15 protein-coding genes are annotated in these 13470 nt (G+C 64.4%); 7 read left to right on the top strand and 8 right to left on the bottom strand.

What is annotated here, in order from left to right:
• Positions 1 to 168 precede the first annotated feature (168 nt).
• Positions 169 to 1011, bottom strand: a complete 843-nt coding sequence (locus RBB42_RS15355; RefSeq protein ID WP_305972305.1) for a DUF6206 family protein — start codon at positions 1009 to 1011, stop codon at positions 169 to 171.
• Positions 1012 to 1036: 25 nt separating this feature from the next.
• Positions 1037 to 1678 carry a ParA family partition ATPase gene (parA, locus tag RBB42_RS15360; RefSeq protein WP_305972304.1) on the bottom strand — a complete coding sequence of 214 codons (642 nt, stop codon included), beginning with the start codon at positions 1676 to 1678 and terminating at the stop codon, positions 1037 to 1039.
• 150 nt (positions 1679 to 1828) lie between these two features.
• On the opposite strand from parA, the gene RBB42_RS15365 reads away from it, so the two are divergent.
• The gene (locus RBB42_RS15365) at positions 1829 to 2503 is read left to right on the top strand and encodes a hypothetical protein (RefSeq protein ID WP_305972303.1); all 675 of its coding nucleotides are present in this window, start codon (positions 1829 to 1831) and stop codon (positions 2501 to 2503) included.
• A 12-nt stretch (positions 2504 to 2515) separates the two neighbouring features.
• Here the strand turns inward: RBB42_RS15365 and RBB42_RS15370 are convergent, their stop codons facing one another.
• A complete protein-coding gene (locus RBB42_RS15370; RefSeq protein ID WP_305972302.1) occupies positions 2516 to 2932 on the bottom strand; it encodes a DUF4864 domain-containing protein in 417 nt (138 codons plus the stop codon).
• 75 nt (positions 2933 to 3007) lie between these two features.
• Positions 3008 to 4585, bottom strand: coding sequence for a lysine--tRNA ligase (locus tag RBB42_RS15375; RefSeq protein ID WP_305972301.1), 1578 nt, complete (start codon positions 4583 to 4585; stop codon positions 3008 to 3010).
• Between the two features lie 102 nt (positions 4586 to 4687).
• Here RBB42_RS15375 and RBB42_RS15380 point away from each other — a divergent pair, with 102 nt between their 5' ends.
• Complete coding sequence (locus RBB42_RS15380) at positions 4688 to 5110, top strand: tellurite resistance TerB family protein (protein WP_305972300.1); 423 nt, start codon at positions 4688 to 4690, stop codon at positions 5108 to 5110.
• Positions 5111 to 5292: 182 nt separating this feature from the next.
• Positions 5293 to 5721 (top strand): L,D-transpeptidase, encoded by a 429-nt coding sequence (locus tag RBB42_RS15385; protein WP_305972299.1) that lies wholly within the window; start codon positions 5293 to 5295, stop codon positions 5719 to 5721.
• A 264-nt stretch (positions 5722 to 5985) separates the two neighbouring features.
• Here the strand turns inward: RBB42_RS15385 and dacB are convergent, their stop codons facing one another.
• The gene (dacB, locus tag RBB42_RS15390) at positions 5986 to 7500 is read right to left on the bottom strand and encodes a D-alanyl-D-alanine carboxypeptidase/D-alanyl-D-alanine endopeptidase (RefSeq protein ID WP_305972298.1); all 1515 of its coding nucleotides are present in this window, start codon (positions 7498 to 7500) and stop codon (positions 5986 to 5988) included.
• Positions 7501 to 7558: 58 nt separating this feature from the next.
• Positions 7559 to 8152 (bottom strand): nicotinate-nucleotide adenylyltransferase, encoded by a 594-nt coding sequence (locus tag RBB42_RS15395; protein WP_305972306.1) that lies wholly within the window; start codon positions 8150 to 8152, stop codon positions 7559 to 7561.
• Positions 8153 to 8665: 513 nt separating this feature from the next.
• Between RBB42_RS15395 and ettA the strand changes: the two genes are divergently transcribed.
• Positions 8666 to 10321 (top strand): energy-dependent translational throttle protein EttA, encoded by a 1656-nt coding sequence (gene ettA / locus RBB42_RS15400; RefSeq protein WP_305972297.1) that lies wholly within the window; start codon positions 8666 to 8668, stop codon positions 10319 to 10321.
• A gap of 547 nt (positions 10322 to 10868) precedes the next feature.
• Here the strand turns inward: ettA and RBB42_RS15405 are convergent.
• Together RBB42_RS15405 and RBB42_RS15410 are read right to left on the bottom strand one after the other, a co-directional pair.
• Complete coding sequence (locus tag RBB42_RS15405; RefSeq protein ID WP_305972296.1) at positions 10869 to 11294, bottom strand: DUF4168 domain-containing protein; 426 nt, start codon at positions 11292 to 11294, stop codon at positions 10869 to 10871.
• Between the two features lie 138 nt (positions 11295 to 11432).
• Positions 11433 to 11906: a DUF2938 family protein gene (locus RBB42_RS15410; RefSeq protein WP_305972295.1), complete on the bottom strand. Its 474-nt coding sequence runs from the start codon at positions 11904 to 11906 to the stop codon at positions 11433 to 11435.
• A 171-nt stretch (positions 11907 to 12077) separates the two neighbouring features.
• On the opposite strand from RBB42_RS15410, the gene RBB42_RS15415 reads away from it, so the two are divergent.
• The 3 genes from RBB42_RS15415 (at position 12078) to RBB42_RS15425 (ending at position 13462) form a co-directional block, all read left to right on the top strand.
• Positions 12078 to 12470: a DUF1036 domain-containing protein gene (locus RBB42_RS15415; RefSeq protein ID WP_305972294.1), complete on the top strand. Its 393-nt coding sequence runs from the start codon at positions 12078 to 12080 to the stop codon at positions 12468 to 12470.
• 75 nt (positions 12471 to 12545) lie between these two features.
• Complete coding sequence (locus RBB42_RS15420; protein ID WP_305972293.1) at positions 12546 to 13016, top strand: hypothetical protein; 471 nt, start codon at positions 12546 to 12548, stop codon at positions 13014 to 13016.
• Between the two features lie 239 nt (positions 13017 to 13255).
• Positions 13256 to 13462, top strand: a complete 207-nt coding sequence (locus RBB42_RS15425; RefSeq protein WP_043135970.1) for a cold-shock protein — start codon at positions 13256 to 13258, stop codon at positions 13460 to 13462.
• Positions 13463 to 13470: the final 8 nt, after the last annotated feature.

Here is a 13470-nt window from a genome sequence, read left to right on the forward strand (position 1 = left end):
TGCCCCCACCCCCCGGAGGTATTTTCCGAGAGAAGAAGCCGCAAGCGCGCGCGCCCTGGCTTCTTCTCTCGCAAAATACTCATGACACCGCCTTCCGCCGGCGCAACGCCGGGCTGGGCATCGAGAGATTACCCCCCTGCGTAGGACGGGGTTTGCCCCGCGGCGCCGTCAGAGGTTGGGCTCTCCCTGCAGGCCCAAGAGCTTGCGGAACCCGGTCCAATACCCGGGCAGCTTGGGCGGCGCCTGCAGCCCGGCCAGCGCCTCTTCGGCCCAGGGCGCCATCGCACGGGTGACGAAGTCTCGACCCCAGTCAAGGTAGGCCTCTGCATCCTCGGGGCGCAAACGGCAAGCGGACCCCACCAGCCCGACCAGCGTTTCGGGCGGAGAGTACCATTCGTCCTGGATCCCGGTCACGCGTCTCTGCATAAGCGGGCCGATGATCCGCATCAGGCGCTTGTCCGAGAAGGTCAGCAGCATCTTGCCCATCTCGTCCCGCGAATAGTGGATCAGGGGCGGAAAGGTGTCGAAGAACACCGCCTTGCCGTCGATCACCGCGAAATTGCGGATCGAGGGGTGAAAGCCGATCCGCCCCTCCTGCTCCCGCGCCCAGAGCCAGAAGCGCGCGATGACCTGGCCCGCAGCTTCCATCATCTCCAGCGTCGCGGTCAGCGTTTCCTTCTGCATCCGAGGCCGCATCAGGCTGTCGACCGGCAGGGCCTCCTGCACGATCACCGGCACGCGTGTACCGCCCAGTTCGACAAAGTGGAACTCTGTCGCCGGCATTGGCACGCCGCCCGCCAGCAGGGCCCGGACGTAGTCATCGTGGCAGCGCTGCAGCCTGTCCAGCGCCGCCGCGTCCCCCATGCCGCGGTAGACCTTGATCACCCGGTCGGACAGCGGCCCGCTGTCCGGGCGGAACGGCGCGCAGAAATAGCCCAGCCGGGAAATCGTCTGCCCCCGGGATTGGGCATCGGCCCGGATCAGGCGGGCGAGTTCATCGAGATCGGTCATCAAGGGGCCTCCTGTGCGCGCCCCCTTACCCCGTCTCGAGCCGTTTCGCCACCTCTTGCGCAAGCGCCTCGATCTCGGCCCGGGCCGGGGTCTTGGCGCCTTCATGCGCCCCGCGCCCCTGTCCCAGCGCCTCGGCATAGCCTACGCGGTTGCCAAGGCTGGCCTGCGCCACGGCCGCCCCAAGCCGGGTCGCCGCCTCGACCACCTCGGCATTCAGCCGTGTGCCGGCCCGCGTGCGGTTCATGACCAGCAGCGTCGCGCAATTTTCGCGCGCGGCCAGGTCCAGCACACCTTCGGTGGCCCAGAGATCGACATGGCTGACCGCCACCGGCACCACGACAAGGTCCGCCACCCGCAGCGCCGGGCGCAGGTCGCTGTCGGCCTTGGGCGGAGTGTCGATGATGACAATGTCGTTGACTGCCGAAAGCTTGCGCACCTCGTAGGAGATCCCCCAGGCCGAAGAGGTGGCGAAATCCAGCCCCTCGCAGGTTTCGGGCTGGCTTTCGACCCGGGTCATGAACCAGCGCCCCAGGCTGCCTTGCGGGTCCAGGTCCACCACGGCCACCCGCTTGCCCTGACCGTGAAAGGCCAGCGCCAGGTGTGCCGCCAGCGTGGTCTTGCCGCTGCCGCCCTTCTGCTGTGCCACGGTGATCACATGTCCAGCCATTCCATCCCCCGAGAAACCTGCCAGCGACTGTGCACCTGCGGCAAAGGGGAATCCAGCCCCCTGCGTCAATTGCTTCACCTTCCGTTAACCATTGCATCCCTACGGTTCGGAAGGGTTGGTTAACGGCCCGACGCTGCCAAGAGTCCCGCCATGCGTCCTCTGGACCTTTTCCTGGCCACCATCCTGGCCACCAGTCTTGCCGCCCCACCTGCCGGGGCGGGTGCCTGGCCACGCAAGCAGGGCAGCGGCTTTGGCAGCATCGCCGTTCGACTGGGCTGGCCGCAGGACCTGAACACCTGGACGTCGATGGACCCGACGCAGGACTATTCGACGCTGTTCTTCGAATACGGCCTGACTGACCGGCTGACGCTGGGTTTCGACATCGGCCATTCGGTCGGCGGCAGCGGGAAATCGGTCCTGTTCCTGCAATGGCCGATCCTGCAGGCCGAAACGGGCGCGCAGATGACCGCCCAGTTCGGATTGGGCACGATCGCCGGAGACCAGGTCCTGCGGCCCGGGCTTGCTGTCGGCTGGGGGTTGAAAAACGGTTGGCTGTCCATCGACAGCGTGGCCGAGGCCTATGTCGCCAGCGGCCGGACCGACCTCAAGATCGATGTCACCTGGGGCCATAACCTGCCCAGGGACCGCAAGCTGATCCTGCAGTTGCAGACCGGCCAGCCTGATGGCTACGACCCCTTCGCACGGGTCGCGCCCTCGTTGGTCGTGCCGTTGAAGGGCCCGCTCAAGCTGGAAACAGGCGTCACCTGGGGGCTGACCGGCGACACCTCGATGGGCCTGAAGATGGGGCTCTGGACAGAGTTCTGACCAGCACCCGGGTCAGGCGGACACCCCCGGCGCCGGAATGACCCGGACGCCCGAAATGCGCCAATCGCCGTCGACATTCTGCATCCGGTACTCGACGATAAAATTCTTGCCCGCCTCGTCCTGGATCAGCACCTGTTGCCAAAGCGCCCCATCCAGCTCGCGCAGCGGGCCGAACTCGACGTCGCTGGGCCGCCAGACCATCGGATAGCCCTTTTGCACCATCGCGCCGAAATTCCGAGGCGTGCGAAAGGTGTTGCGGATGCCCGGGCTGGCGAATTCGAAGGCGGCGCCAAAATCGTCCTGCAGGAAGGCGTCGATCTGGCCCTGGATCGTGCCCTGGATTGCCGGGTTGGGCGCCAGGGCATCCTGTGCCGGCGCCGCCCCCGCCAGGCCGACCGCAACAGCCAGGCCCATCAACAAAGTGCGCATGTCATCTCTCCTCGTGGCTTTCCCATAGGTAAGCCACGAGGAGAGGGCGTCAAAGTTTCAGAGGAACAGCACGGGTCAGCCCAGCTCGCCCGCCAGGCCCTTGTCGATCAGGGCCACGGTCTCATCGACGCCATAAAGCGCAATGAACCCGCCGAACCTCGGGCCCTGCGACTGACCCAGCAGCACCTCGTAAAGCGCCTTGAACCAGTCGCGCAGGTTTTCGAACTCATGCGCCTTGCCGACGGCAAAGACGAGGCTTTGCAGTGTCTCGTCGTCGGTTGCCCCGTCATGCGCCCTGAGCTGCGCGGCAAGGTCTTCCATCGCCGCGCGCTCCTTGGTGTCCGGCGCGCGGAAGACCTTGGTCGGCTTGACGAAATCCTCGTAGTACTTGACCGCGAAACCGGCTGCCGCATCCAGGTCGGGATGCGTTTCGGGCGAGGCATCCGGCGCATAGCGGCGGATGAATCCCCACATCGCGGCCTTGTCCTCGGCCCCGGCGGCACTGGCAAGGTTCAGCAGCATCGAGAAAGGCACCACCATCTTCGATTCCGGCACGTCGCCGTTGTGAATGTGGTAAACCGGGTTGTTGACCTGCGCCTTGAGTTCCTGCCCCGGATAGGCGCGCAGCTGCTGGTGGTATTCGTCCACCGCCTTGGGGATCACGTCAAAGAACAGCCGCTTGGCGGTCTTGGGCTTCTGGAACATGAAATAGGACAGCGACTCGGTCGAGGCATAGGTCAGCCACTCGTCGATCGAGATGCCGTTGCCCGAGGACTTGGAGATCTTCTGGCCCTTGTCGTCCAGGAACAGTTCATAGGTGAAATGCTCGGGCGGGCGCACGCCCAGCGTCCGGCAGATGCCGTCATAGATCGGCGTGTTGGTGCTGTGGTCCTTGCCGTACATCTCGAAATCGACGCCCAGCGCGGCCCAGCGGGCGCCGAAGTCCGGCTTCCACTGAAGTTTCACGTTGCCGCCCGTGACCGGCAGCGTCCATTCCCTGCCATCTTCGTCGTCGAAGGTGATCTCGCCCTTGGCCGCATCGACGTTCTTCATCGGAACGTACAGGACGCGGCCCGTTTCCGGGTGGATCGGCAAGAAGATCGAATAGGTCTCACGCCGCTCATCGCGCAGCGATTTCAGCATAATGGCCATGAGGTCATCATATTTCTCGGCGGCGCGCAGCAGGATCTCGTCGAACCGGCCGGACCTGTAGAACTCGGTCGCGCTGATGAACTCGTACTCGAACCCGAAGGTGTCCAGGAACCGCCGCAGCATGGCGTTGTTGTGATGGCCAAAGCTCTCATGCGTCTCGAACGGGTCGTAGACACTGGTCAGCGGGCGCTGAAGGTCCTCGCGCAGGCGGTCCTGGTTGGGGACGTTGCCCGGCACCTTGCGCATCCCGTCCATGTCGTCCGAGAAACAGATCAGGCGGGTCGGAATGTCCGAGATCACCTCGAAGGCGCGGCGGATCATGGTCGTCCGCGCAACCTCGCCAAAGGTGCCGATATGCGGCAGGCCCGAGGGGCCATAGCCCGTCTCGAAAAGGACGTAACCCTTTTCAGGCGGAGCCTTTTCATAGCGTTTGAGGATCCGGCGCGCCTCTTCGAAGGGCCAGGCCTTGGCGCTCATCGCCGCGTCGCGCAGATCGGACATTTCTCGGTCTCCTTGGGGGGTGTTGCGGGCGCTTCTCTATTGCCCCCCCGCCTCCGCGTCAATAAATTGCACGGCGACCCCTTTGCAGACCGAGGCCCCCGCATGTCCGACGCCACCCAGCCGCTCAACCCGCAGGACTGCCTCGTGGCACTGATGATTGCCGTTTCGGTCTCGGACGAAAGGGTGCGGACCGTCGAACTTGTCAAGATCGACGCCTCGGTGAAAATGCTGCCGATCTTTTCGGGTTATGACACCGACCGGGTGCGCGCCATGTCGACGCTGGTCTTCGAACTTTTCGAACAGGAAGACGGGCTGGACGCGCTGTTCGGCCTGATCCGCGACAACTTGCCCGAACGGCTGTTCGAAACCGCCTATGCGCTGGCCTGCGATGTCGCGGCCGCCGATGGCACGCTGCAGGAAACGGAACTGCGCCTGCTCGAGGAGATTCGCTATGAACTCAACCTCGACCGGCTGCATGCCGCCGCGATCGAACGTGGTGCCCGGGCGCGACACCTGACGCTGTGAATTTGACTTAAAACCACCCGAATCCCGGGCTGGCCTGTTGCAAAAATCCCATAGGTTTTGGCGCTCTGTCCCCTGTACCGGGCCGGGTCGGGTATACCTGACTGACCGGCGGGTAACCGCGTAGTAACGTCTCTCTAGGCATTTTTTCGCCGAAGCTGCCAAGCTTGTACCTGGAGGGACGAATGAAACGATTTTTTGCCGCCGCGCTGGCCGCGGCACTTCTGTGTTTTTCACCGCTCATGGCCGCCGCCGCCCCGCTGGTGGCCAAGGTCGATGTGTCGACCCAGACCATGACGGTGATCTACAACGGCAAGGTTGCCTATCGCTGGCCGGTCTCGACCGCGCGCGCGGGCAAGCACACGCCGCGTGGCCAATGGAATGCCTACTGGCTGTCCAAGTATCACCGGTCCAGCATCTACAACAATGCGCCGATGCCCTACTCGATCTTCTTTAACGGTGACTACGCGATCCACGGCACCGACCAGATCAGCCGCCTTGGCCGTCCGGCCTCGGCCGGCTGTGTGCGCCTGCACCCGGAACACGCCGCCGTCCTGTTCGAGCTGACAGAACAGGTCGGCAAGAAGAACATGAAGGTCGTGATCGACAACTGAGCCGTCAGGCTGGCTGCCACCGGCCCCATTGACGCGCAGACTAGGCAATGGGCCCTGCATCGCAGGGCCCATTTTCTTTGACCTCTACCGACCGTCCCGGCACGGCGGATCGGCCCGGCCGCTTCCAGGTTTCGATCGCGTTCGCCGTGCGAGCGTTTCGCTTTGCGGGTTTCCTGTGCGGATATCCCGGACAGGAAGGCACGCCGCTGTTCCGATTCGATGGTTCCGGGCAACCCGGCGGTCTGCCCGTCGCAAGGCGCGTTGTCAGACCGGATCGCTTTCGTAAAGCACGCCCCAGCGCCCGATCAGCCCCTGTTGCAGTATCTTTGCCCGGCTGTTCCAACTGCGTCCGCCTTCGGGGCGTTCTCGCTGCGCCTTGGTCAGCGCGTCTCTTCGCGGCATGTCGGCGGCAAAGATCGCAAAGACAAGCTCCGTGCCGTCTGGCAGATCGACGAACCCGGCCAGCCCGCTGACGAAATTCAGCGTGCCGGTCTTGGCCCGCACCTTCAGCGGCGCATTCTCGATCACCCGGTACCGGGAATCACGGATCGGCATGTCCTTGAGCAGCGGCTTGATGCCCATCTTCATGCGCAATCCGCGCAGGCACCCCATCATCTGCATCGCACTGACCCGGCTTTTGTCTCCCAGGCCGGAGTGATCGACCAGCGCCAGCCCCTCGACCCCCAGCTTTTCCCGCGCCCAGTCATTCATTTCCGCCGCCGACGCCAGTAGCGAGGCGGGGACAGCCCCGCTGCGCGCCACGCTGGCCGCAAGACCGACGACCTCGGCGGTCAAGTTCGTCGACCATTTCAGCATGTCGCGCAGGATCACCCGCAAGGGCTTGCTTTCGTGACGGGCCAGCTCATCGCCGCCGGGCAGACCCGCGGCAATCTCGGGCTTGCCGGTCTTGATGCCCTGCGCCGCCAGCAGCGTCTGGAACACCTCGCCCGCGTAGGCCTCGGGCTTCTTGATGGGCAGCCAGCGCGCGCCGCCGTCACCCAGCGCGCCACGCGCCACGGTCCAGTTGTCGCGGCCAGAGCGGTCTTCGTAGGTGTAGACCGGCATGCGTCGGTCGATCAGGTCCATACGGGCCACGCGCACGTCGGGCCTGTGCGCGGCGGACCGCGCCTGCATCGTCACCGTGTAGTCACTGCCCGCCTTGCGCCATTCGAAATGCACGCGGTTGTAGTTCAGGTTCAGCCCGGAGACCGACGGGTTATAGCCGACGTGGTCCGGCTGGCTGGCGTCGATGCCGGTGAGCGAGGGCAGCGCCCCGCCCCAGACCTTCAACCCCCCGGTCAGGCCGGTGACACCGGCGGCACTGACCGCGGCGGCCAGCCCGGCCAGCGCATCGGTGTCCAGCGTCGGATCGCCCCCGCCCGCCAGCACCAGGTCGCCCTGGACAATACCATCCTTGACAGGGCCGGTGGCGATCACGCGGGTCACGAAATGATGCGCCGGACCAAGCATATCCAGCGCGTAGCCCGCAGTCAGGGCCTTGGCCACGCTGGCCGGGGGCAGGCTCACGTCGGGGGAATGTGTCTCCAGCACCTCGCCGTTGTGCAGGCGCGCGACGGCAAAGCCGACCTCACCATCCAGCGCCGCGCGTTCGATCAGCGCCTCGGCGGGCGGCTGGATGCGTTTTCGGAATTCGTCGGAACGTGCAACCGGGCGCAAGGAGGTCTCGGGTGCCCGCGCCCAGCCGGGCAATGCCGCCCCGCCTAGCGCCGTTCCGGCCACTCCGCCCAGGAATGCACGTCTGGAAATGCCATACGTCATGGGGCTGATCTAAGCGAATCCCGGCACCACGAGCAACCGGCAACTGGGGGCACGCCATTCACGTTTTCAGCCCTGTTGCCCAGTCACCCGCCGCGCGGATTGCGGTCGAGCTGAGGTCGGTCATCGGCATGTTCACGAAACACCAGGCCGGGGCGGGTGCACTGGCCAGCCGGGGCGAGGCATACGCCGGAATTTGCGCCGCGCCAAAGATCCGCGCCGCCGGAGAAAGGCGCGCCGCCATGCGCAGACCGGGCCGCGCCAGCACCCCCACCGGCACGCTGTGCAGGATGCCCTGCCAGTTGTCCCAGCGATGGAACTGCGCCAGGTTGTCGGCCCCCATCAGCCATGTGAACCGCACCCTTGGAAACAGGTGCCGCAACCGAGCCAGGGTTTCAGCGGTATAGCGCGTGCCTGCGCGGGCCTCGAAATCGCTGACGGTGATGCGCGGATGGTCGACGATCGCCCGGGCCGCCGCCATGCGGTCCTCCAGCGACGCGGGAGGATTGGGCTTCAGCGGGTTGCCGGGGCTCACCAGCCAGACAACGCGATCCAGGCCGAACCGCTTGAGCGCCTCGCGCGACAGGTGCAAATGCCCGGCGTGCGGTGGGTCAAAGGACCCCCCCAACAATCCGATCCGGGATCCACGCGGCATGGCCCGGCCATCCAGGGCGCCCGCCCCGGCCAGGAAAAGGCCCTGCCCCTGTCTGCCTGGCTGCGGCACGCCGCGTCCTCCCGCCAAGATACGCCTGCGCGCACCGGGCAACCGGATACGCGGTTGGACGGGCATGTGCAAGAAACCCATGCGCGCGCGGGCCTTACCCGACCCGGCGGGCCATGTCGCAGGCGGGCGGCTTGCGGGTCGATAGACCGCACGGCCTGCCCCGCTTTCCGTCTGCTTGCCCAGGGCACTCACCAGCCGGACGCCGTCCAAGGCACGGTCCCGCGAGGTCGAAAACAGGTCACTCACCCGTTCCGAGCGTTCCGCATCACCCTTGCCTTTCCCGGTCCCCGGTCCGTGGGCACAGTCTCCTAGATGACCGCGAAGTGTTCAGATCGGTTCAAGGCAAATCTGCCCGGAATTTTCCGCCTCTCCCGCCGCAGATTGCACCGCCGACGCCAACGCGCTACTCCGTCACGAACAACGCGCAAGCTGCAGGAGCGGATCATGGCCTCGTATCAGTATGTCTACCACATGGATGGCGTCTCCAAGACCTATCCCGGCGGCAAGAAATGCTTTGAAAACATCCGCCTGAGCTTTCTGCCCGGGGTCAAGATCGGCGTCGTCGGCGTCAACGGCGCCGGTAAGTCGACGCTCATGCGGATCATGGCCGGAATCGACAAGGATTTCACCGGCGAGGCCTGGGCCGCAGAGGGCGCCAAGGTCGGCTACCTCCCGCAGGAGCCCGCGCTGGAAGAAGACATGACCGTGCGCGACAACGTCATGCTGGGCGTCGCCGAGAAGAAGGCCAAGCTGGACCGGTTCAACGAACTGGCCATGAACTACAGCGACGAGACCGCCGACGAGATGGCGCAGTTGCAGGACGAGATCGACAGCCAGAACCTCTGGGATCTGGACAGCCAGGTCGATGTCGCGATGGAGGCCCTGCGCTGCCCCCCCGATGACGCCATGCCGGGCAATCTCTCGGGCGGGGAACGCCGCCGGGTTGCGCTGTGCAAGCTGCTTCTCGAAGCGCCCGACATGCTGCTGCTCGACGAACCGACCAACCACCTGGACGCGGAAACCATCGCCTGGTTGCAACAGCACCTGATCGACTACAAGGGCACGATCCTCTGCGTCACGCACGACCGTTACTTCCTGGACGACATCACCGGCTGGATCCTCGAACTCGACCGCGGCCGCGGCATCCCCTACGAGGGCAACTATTCCAGCTGGCTGGAGCAGAAGGCCAAGCGGCTGGAACAGGAAGCGCGCGAGGACAAGGCCAAGCAGAAGACCCTCGAACGCGAGCTGGAATGGATGCGTCAGGGTGCCAAGGCCCGTCAGGCCAAGTCCAAGGCCCGGATCAGCGCCTACAACGAGATGGCCAACCAGTCAGAGCGCGAAAAGCTCAGCCGCGCCCAGATCATCATCCCCAACGGCCCGCGCCTGGGCCAGAAGGTGATCGAGGTCGAAGGCCTGAAAAAGGCGATGGGCGACAAGCTCCTGATCGAGGATCTCTCCTTTTCGCTGCCCCCCGGTGGAATCGTCGGCGTGATCGGCCCCAACGGCGCGGGTAAATCGACGCTGTTCAAGATGCTGACCGGACACGAAAAACCGGACGCCGGCACGCTGGAATACGGGGATACGGTGCAACTGGCCTATGTCGACCAGTCGCGCGACGATCTTTCGGCCGATGAGACCGTCTGGGAGGCAATTTCCGGTGGCGCCGAGCAGATCAAGCTGGGCGACGCGGAAATGAACAGCCGCGCCTATTGCTCGGCCTTCAACTTCAAGGGCGGCGATCAGCAGAAAAAGGTCGGCCTGTTGTCAGGTGGTGAGCGCAACCGCGTGCACATGGCGCGCCTGTTGAAAGAGGGCGGCAACGTCATCCTGCTCGACGAACCGACCAACGACCTCGACGTGGAAACCCTGCGCGCTTTGGAAGATGCCCTTGTCGATTTCGCCGGTTGCGCCGTCGTGATCTCGCACGACCGTTTCTTCCTCGACCGGATCTGTACCCACATCCTGGCTTTCGAGGGCGAGGCGCATGTGGAATGGTTCGAGGGCAACTTCGAAGACTACGAAGAGGACAAGAAACGGCGCCTCGGCGCGGATGCACTGGAGCCGAAGCGGCTGAAGCACAAGAAGTTTTCGCGGTGAGCAACCGGGTCGCGTCAACCTTTCGAGATCTCAGGTCTTAGGCAGTTACAATGAAAGCGCGCGATATCTACGAGGCTTTGGTTTTCCTTGAGTACCACGGAATGCCAGAGACTTGGTTGGTCGAGATCCATCACAAGTCTTCGCCAGAGCGCTACGCGAAGGGCAAACGCTATTGGCTTGCACAAGCCGAAAAAGGAAGCGAGCTAAAAACGGTAAGCGAGTATTACGGTCATCGCCTCTGTTTCGTGGCAGAGGGTGTGAGGAGCGGCCGAAGAGACTTTGGAGCACTTGCAAGTGAAGCCAAACAGCGGTGGCCTTATTAACTTTTGGTAACGGAAGGGGTATTTTTCTGCAACCAACTCGAGACAACGCTTGGACAATGCACTTGTAGCATGGGTTCGCACCCTGACCTTCGCAGAGCTTGGTACCCAGCGTCAGGGTGATCCCCGCTATTCACGCCACCACCTCCAAGGAAAACCCGCGCGGTAGCCCATTGACCACCGCGCGGGTTCATCTTCTCAAGCGGCCCGACATCCGGGCCGAAGCATCAGCCGTCGTCCGACGGTTGCGCGCCGTCGCCCGGCATGCGCTCCTGGAACAGCGCGGTGATCCTTTGGTTCAGCGCATCGTCGGCCTGGGCGGCCTCGCCGATGGCGGTATAGGTCGGCACGTCGATACCATCAGTCTGGACGATGACCTCTTTCATTTCTTCCTGTGCCTGGCGGACCAGCGCCTGCTGGTCCTCTTCGTTCTCGGCCGCCTGCAGCCGCGCCTGGTAGGTCTGGCGCAGGGCCATGACCTTCATTGCCGCATCGACGAAGCTGTTGAGGTCGCTGTCGCTGTATTGCGCCTCGGCGGCCTGAGCCGGGATCAGCTCCGCCTGCGGCCCGGATTGCGCCAGGGCCGGGGTCAGCGGTGCCGCGGCCAATGCCACGAGGGTTGCAGTGCCAAGAAGGGTCTTTCTTACGCTCATGATCGGTCTCCCGTCAGAGGTGGATTTCGCGGGTCTTACCGCACTCTGACCCTGACCAAATCCCTATGAGCCGATGTTTCAACCGTCCGGGCAAAATTCCTGACGTGACGGCGGCGGTCCGCCGCCGATGCCATCGCCTCAGACGAGCCAGGCCGCGGCCCACATGCCCAGGGCAAAGACCGAATGCGCCACCAGCCCCATGAAGCGCCCCTTCCAGGGCCGCTCTGTCCGCGACAGGGCCCAGCCCAGCCCCATCCCCGGATGCAGCAGGAACCATCCGCCCGCGATGGTCACGATCCCCCAGATCCAGGCCTTCCAGAACACCGGCGCGTCGAACCATGCGCCCCCGACGATCAGTGCAAAGACCACACCGTAGACAACCCCGACAAAGTAGTGGAATGCCCAGCCGAGCGCGCGCTCACCGTCGACCGGGGCTGCCGCGCCGATGTCATCGTGAAAGACGCGCCCCCGGAACAGCCAGCCGACCCAGCGGCCCACGTTGCCCCAGTTCGGACGCCCCTGTCCCGTCAGCCGGTCCAGCAGCAGCGCCCAGAGGTCCATCGCCACCGTGCCGCCGATGCCGATTACCACGCCTGCCCAGATCAAGCCCATCGCTCGCCTCCCCTTTTTGCGCCACCATGCCCGCGACAGGCGCGATAGACAATCGCTGCCGATCACTCGCCGACCGCGGCCCGCCGCGCCCTGGGCAACAAACTTGACCGTTGCGCCACGGCCAGCCTAACCTTTCCGTGTACTTGGATTAATTGCTCAAGGAATTGATACATGCACCGTCTTTTGATGCTGGCGCTCTGCTTGATGACGGCCTTCAGTGCAGGCCAAAGCCACGCCCAGAACAACCAGTTCACCGTCATCTTCCGGAACGACTGCAACCGGCAGATCCAGACCGCGATCAACTATCGTGACCTGTCCGGCAACTGGATCACCAACGGCTGGTACCTGCTGGACCCCGGGGAAACCGCCACGGTCGCCTTTACCACCAACCGCATCTACTACATGTACGGCGAAAGCATCGCCCCGGTGAACAGCCGCATCTACTGGCGCGGCGCCGTGCGCCACTTCCATATTCGCGGGTCGTCGCACACCTACGGATTTCGCCAGCGCACGATGGACATGAACAACTGGGGCCGCTGGACGGAACGCTTTACCTGCAACTAGGCCGGCCCGCCTCATACCGTGGTATCCTCGGAACAGGTCCCGGACCAACCGGGACCGATTCTGGAGGAGAAACTCATGTATTTCATCCGTTTTCCTGCCCTCGCGGCGGCCATTTTTGTGATTGCCACACCGACCCTTTCTGAAACCGTGACCGCCGCTGGCGTGGGGCACGGCGCGTCGACCGCCACGCCGATGCCGGTGTCCGATGGCCTGGTCATCGTGCACGCGACCTCGATGTATGAAAGTTTCGAGACCGAGGACCCGATGAATCCCTTTGCCAGCGCAAAAGGCCCCTGCTTCGGTGCGATCCTGATCGACAAGGGAGATGTCTCAGGGGACGGGCTGTGCCACTACACCGACGGCGACGGCGAAGTGGCCGTGGTCAAGTGGATCGCCAAGGCCATCAATGCCGAGGGACGCACCCAGGGCGACTGGATGGTCATGGGCGGCACCGGCAAATGGGCCTCGATCACCGGAGCCGGCGAATTTGACGCGGGCGGCGACCCCTATACCAACCGGATCAGCGGTGAGATGACCCTGAACTGACCGGGCCTCCCCGGAGCAATGCCCCGGGGAGCGACTCGTCGCGCGATCTGCCGCAAGCTTCCGGCGAGCGCATTTCAATCTTTCTTGCTCCGACTCAGCAAACCTGCGATATCCAAGACCGCTACGTTACCACTATCGCCTACCTGTCTCCGTCATACGGCGTCAGCGCAACCGATACTGCTCTGACATTGCCGGGCCGCAGCACTTCCGCGTGCGGCAAATCTACAGGAGACCACGGAATGGCCACTGGCACCGTGAAATGGTTCAACACCACCAAAGGCTACGGCTTCATCGCGCCCGAAGGCGGCGGCAAGGACATCTTCGTCCACATCTCCGCTGTCGAGCGTTCGGGCCTGACCGGCCTGCAGGACAACCAGAAAGTCAGCTTCGAACTGCGCACCGGCCGTGACGGCCGCGAAAGCGCGTCGGACATCGAACTGCTCTGATCGGCGCC

Source organism: Mameliella sp. MMSF_3455, assembly GCF_030733205.1.
GTDB lineage: Bacteria > Pseudomonadota > Alphaproteobacteria > Rhodobacterales > Rhodobacteraceae > Antarctobacter.

Bases quoted from the DNA above. Each gene is read 5' to 3' on its own strand.
- RBB42_RS15375 (WP_305972301.1), bottom strand. From the start codon at position 4,585: ATGTCCGATCTGCGCGACGCGGCGATGAGCGCCAAGGCCTGGCCCTTC.
- dacB (WP_305972298.1), bottom strand. From the start codon at position 7,500: ATGACGTATGGCATTTCCAGACGTGCATTCCTGGGCGGAGTGGCCGGA.
- RBB42_RS15355 (WP_305972305.1), bottom strand. From the start codon at position 1,011: ATGACCGATCTCGATGAACTCGCCCGCCTGATCCGGGCCGATGCCCAA.
- RBB42_RS15405 (WP_305972296.1), bottom strand. From the start codon at position 11,294: ATGAGCGTAAGAAAGACCCTTCTTGGCACTGCAACCCTCGTGGCATTG.
- RBB42_RS15425 (WP_043135970.1), top strand. From the start codon at position 13,256: ATGGCCACTGGCACCGTGAAATGGTTCAACACCACCAAAGGCTACGGC.
- RBB42_RS15410 (WP_305972295.1), bottom strand. From the start codon at position 11,906: ATGGGCTTGATCTGGGCAGGCGTGGTAATCGGCATCGGCGGCACGGTG.
- RBB42_RS15420 (WP_305972293.1), top strand. From the start codon at position 12,546: ATGTATTTCATCCGTTTTCCTGCCCTCGCGGCGGCCATTTTTGTGATT.
- RBB42_RS15365 (WP_305972303.1), top strand. From the start codon at position 1,829: ATGCGTCCTCTGGACCTTTTCCTGGCCACCATCCTGGCCACCAGTCTT.
- RBB42_RS15385 (WP_305972299.1), top strand. From the start codon at position 5,293: ATGAAACGATTTTTTGCCGCCGCGCTGGCCGCGGCACTTCTGTGTTTT.
- RBB42_RS15370 (WP_305972302.1), bottom strand. From the start codon at position 2,932: ATGCGCACTTTGTTGATGGGCCTGGCTGTTGCGGTCGGCCTGGCGGGG.
- parA (WP_305972304.1), bottom strand. From the start codon at position 1,678: ATGGCTGGACATGTGATCACCGTGGCACAGCAGAAGGGCGGCAGCGGC.
- RBB42_RS15415 (WP_305972294.1), top strand. From the start codon at position 12,078: ATGCACCGTCTTTTGATGCTGGCGCTCTGCTTGATGACGGCCTTCAGT.
- RBB42_RS15380 (WP_305972300.1), top strand. From the start codon at position 4,688: ATGTCCGACGCCACCCAGCCGCTCAACCCGCAGGACTGCCTCGTGGCA.
- RBB42_RS15395 (WP_305972306.1), bottom strand. From the start codon at position 8,152: ATGCCGCGTGGATCCCGGATCGGATTGTTGGGGGGGTCCTTTGACCCA.
- ettA (WP_305972297.1), top strand. From the start codon at position 8,666: ATGGCCTCGTATCAGTATGTCTACCACATGGATGGCGTCTCCAAGACC.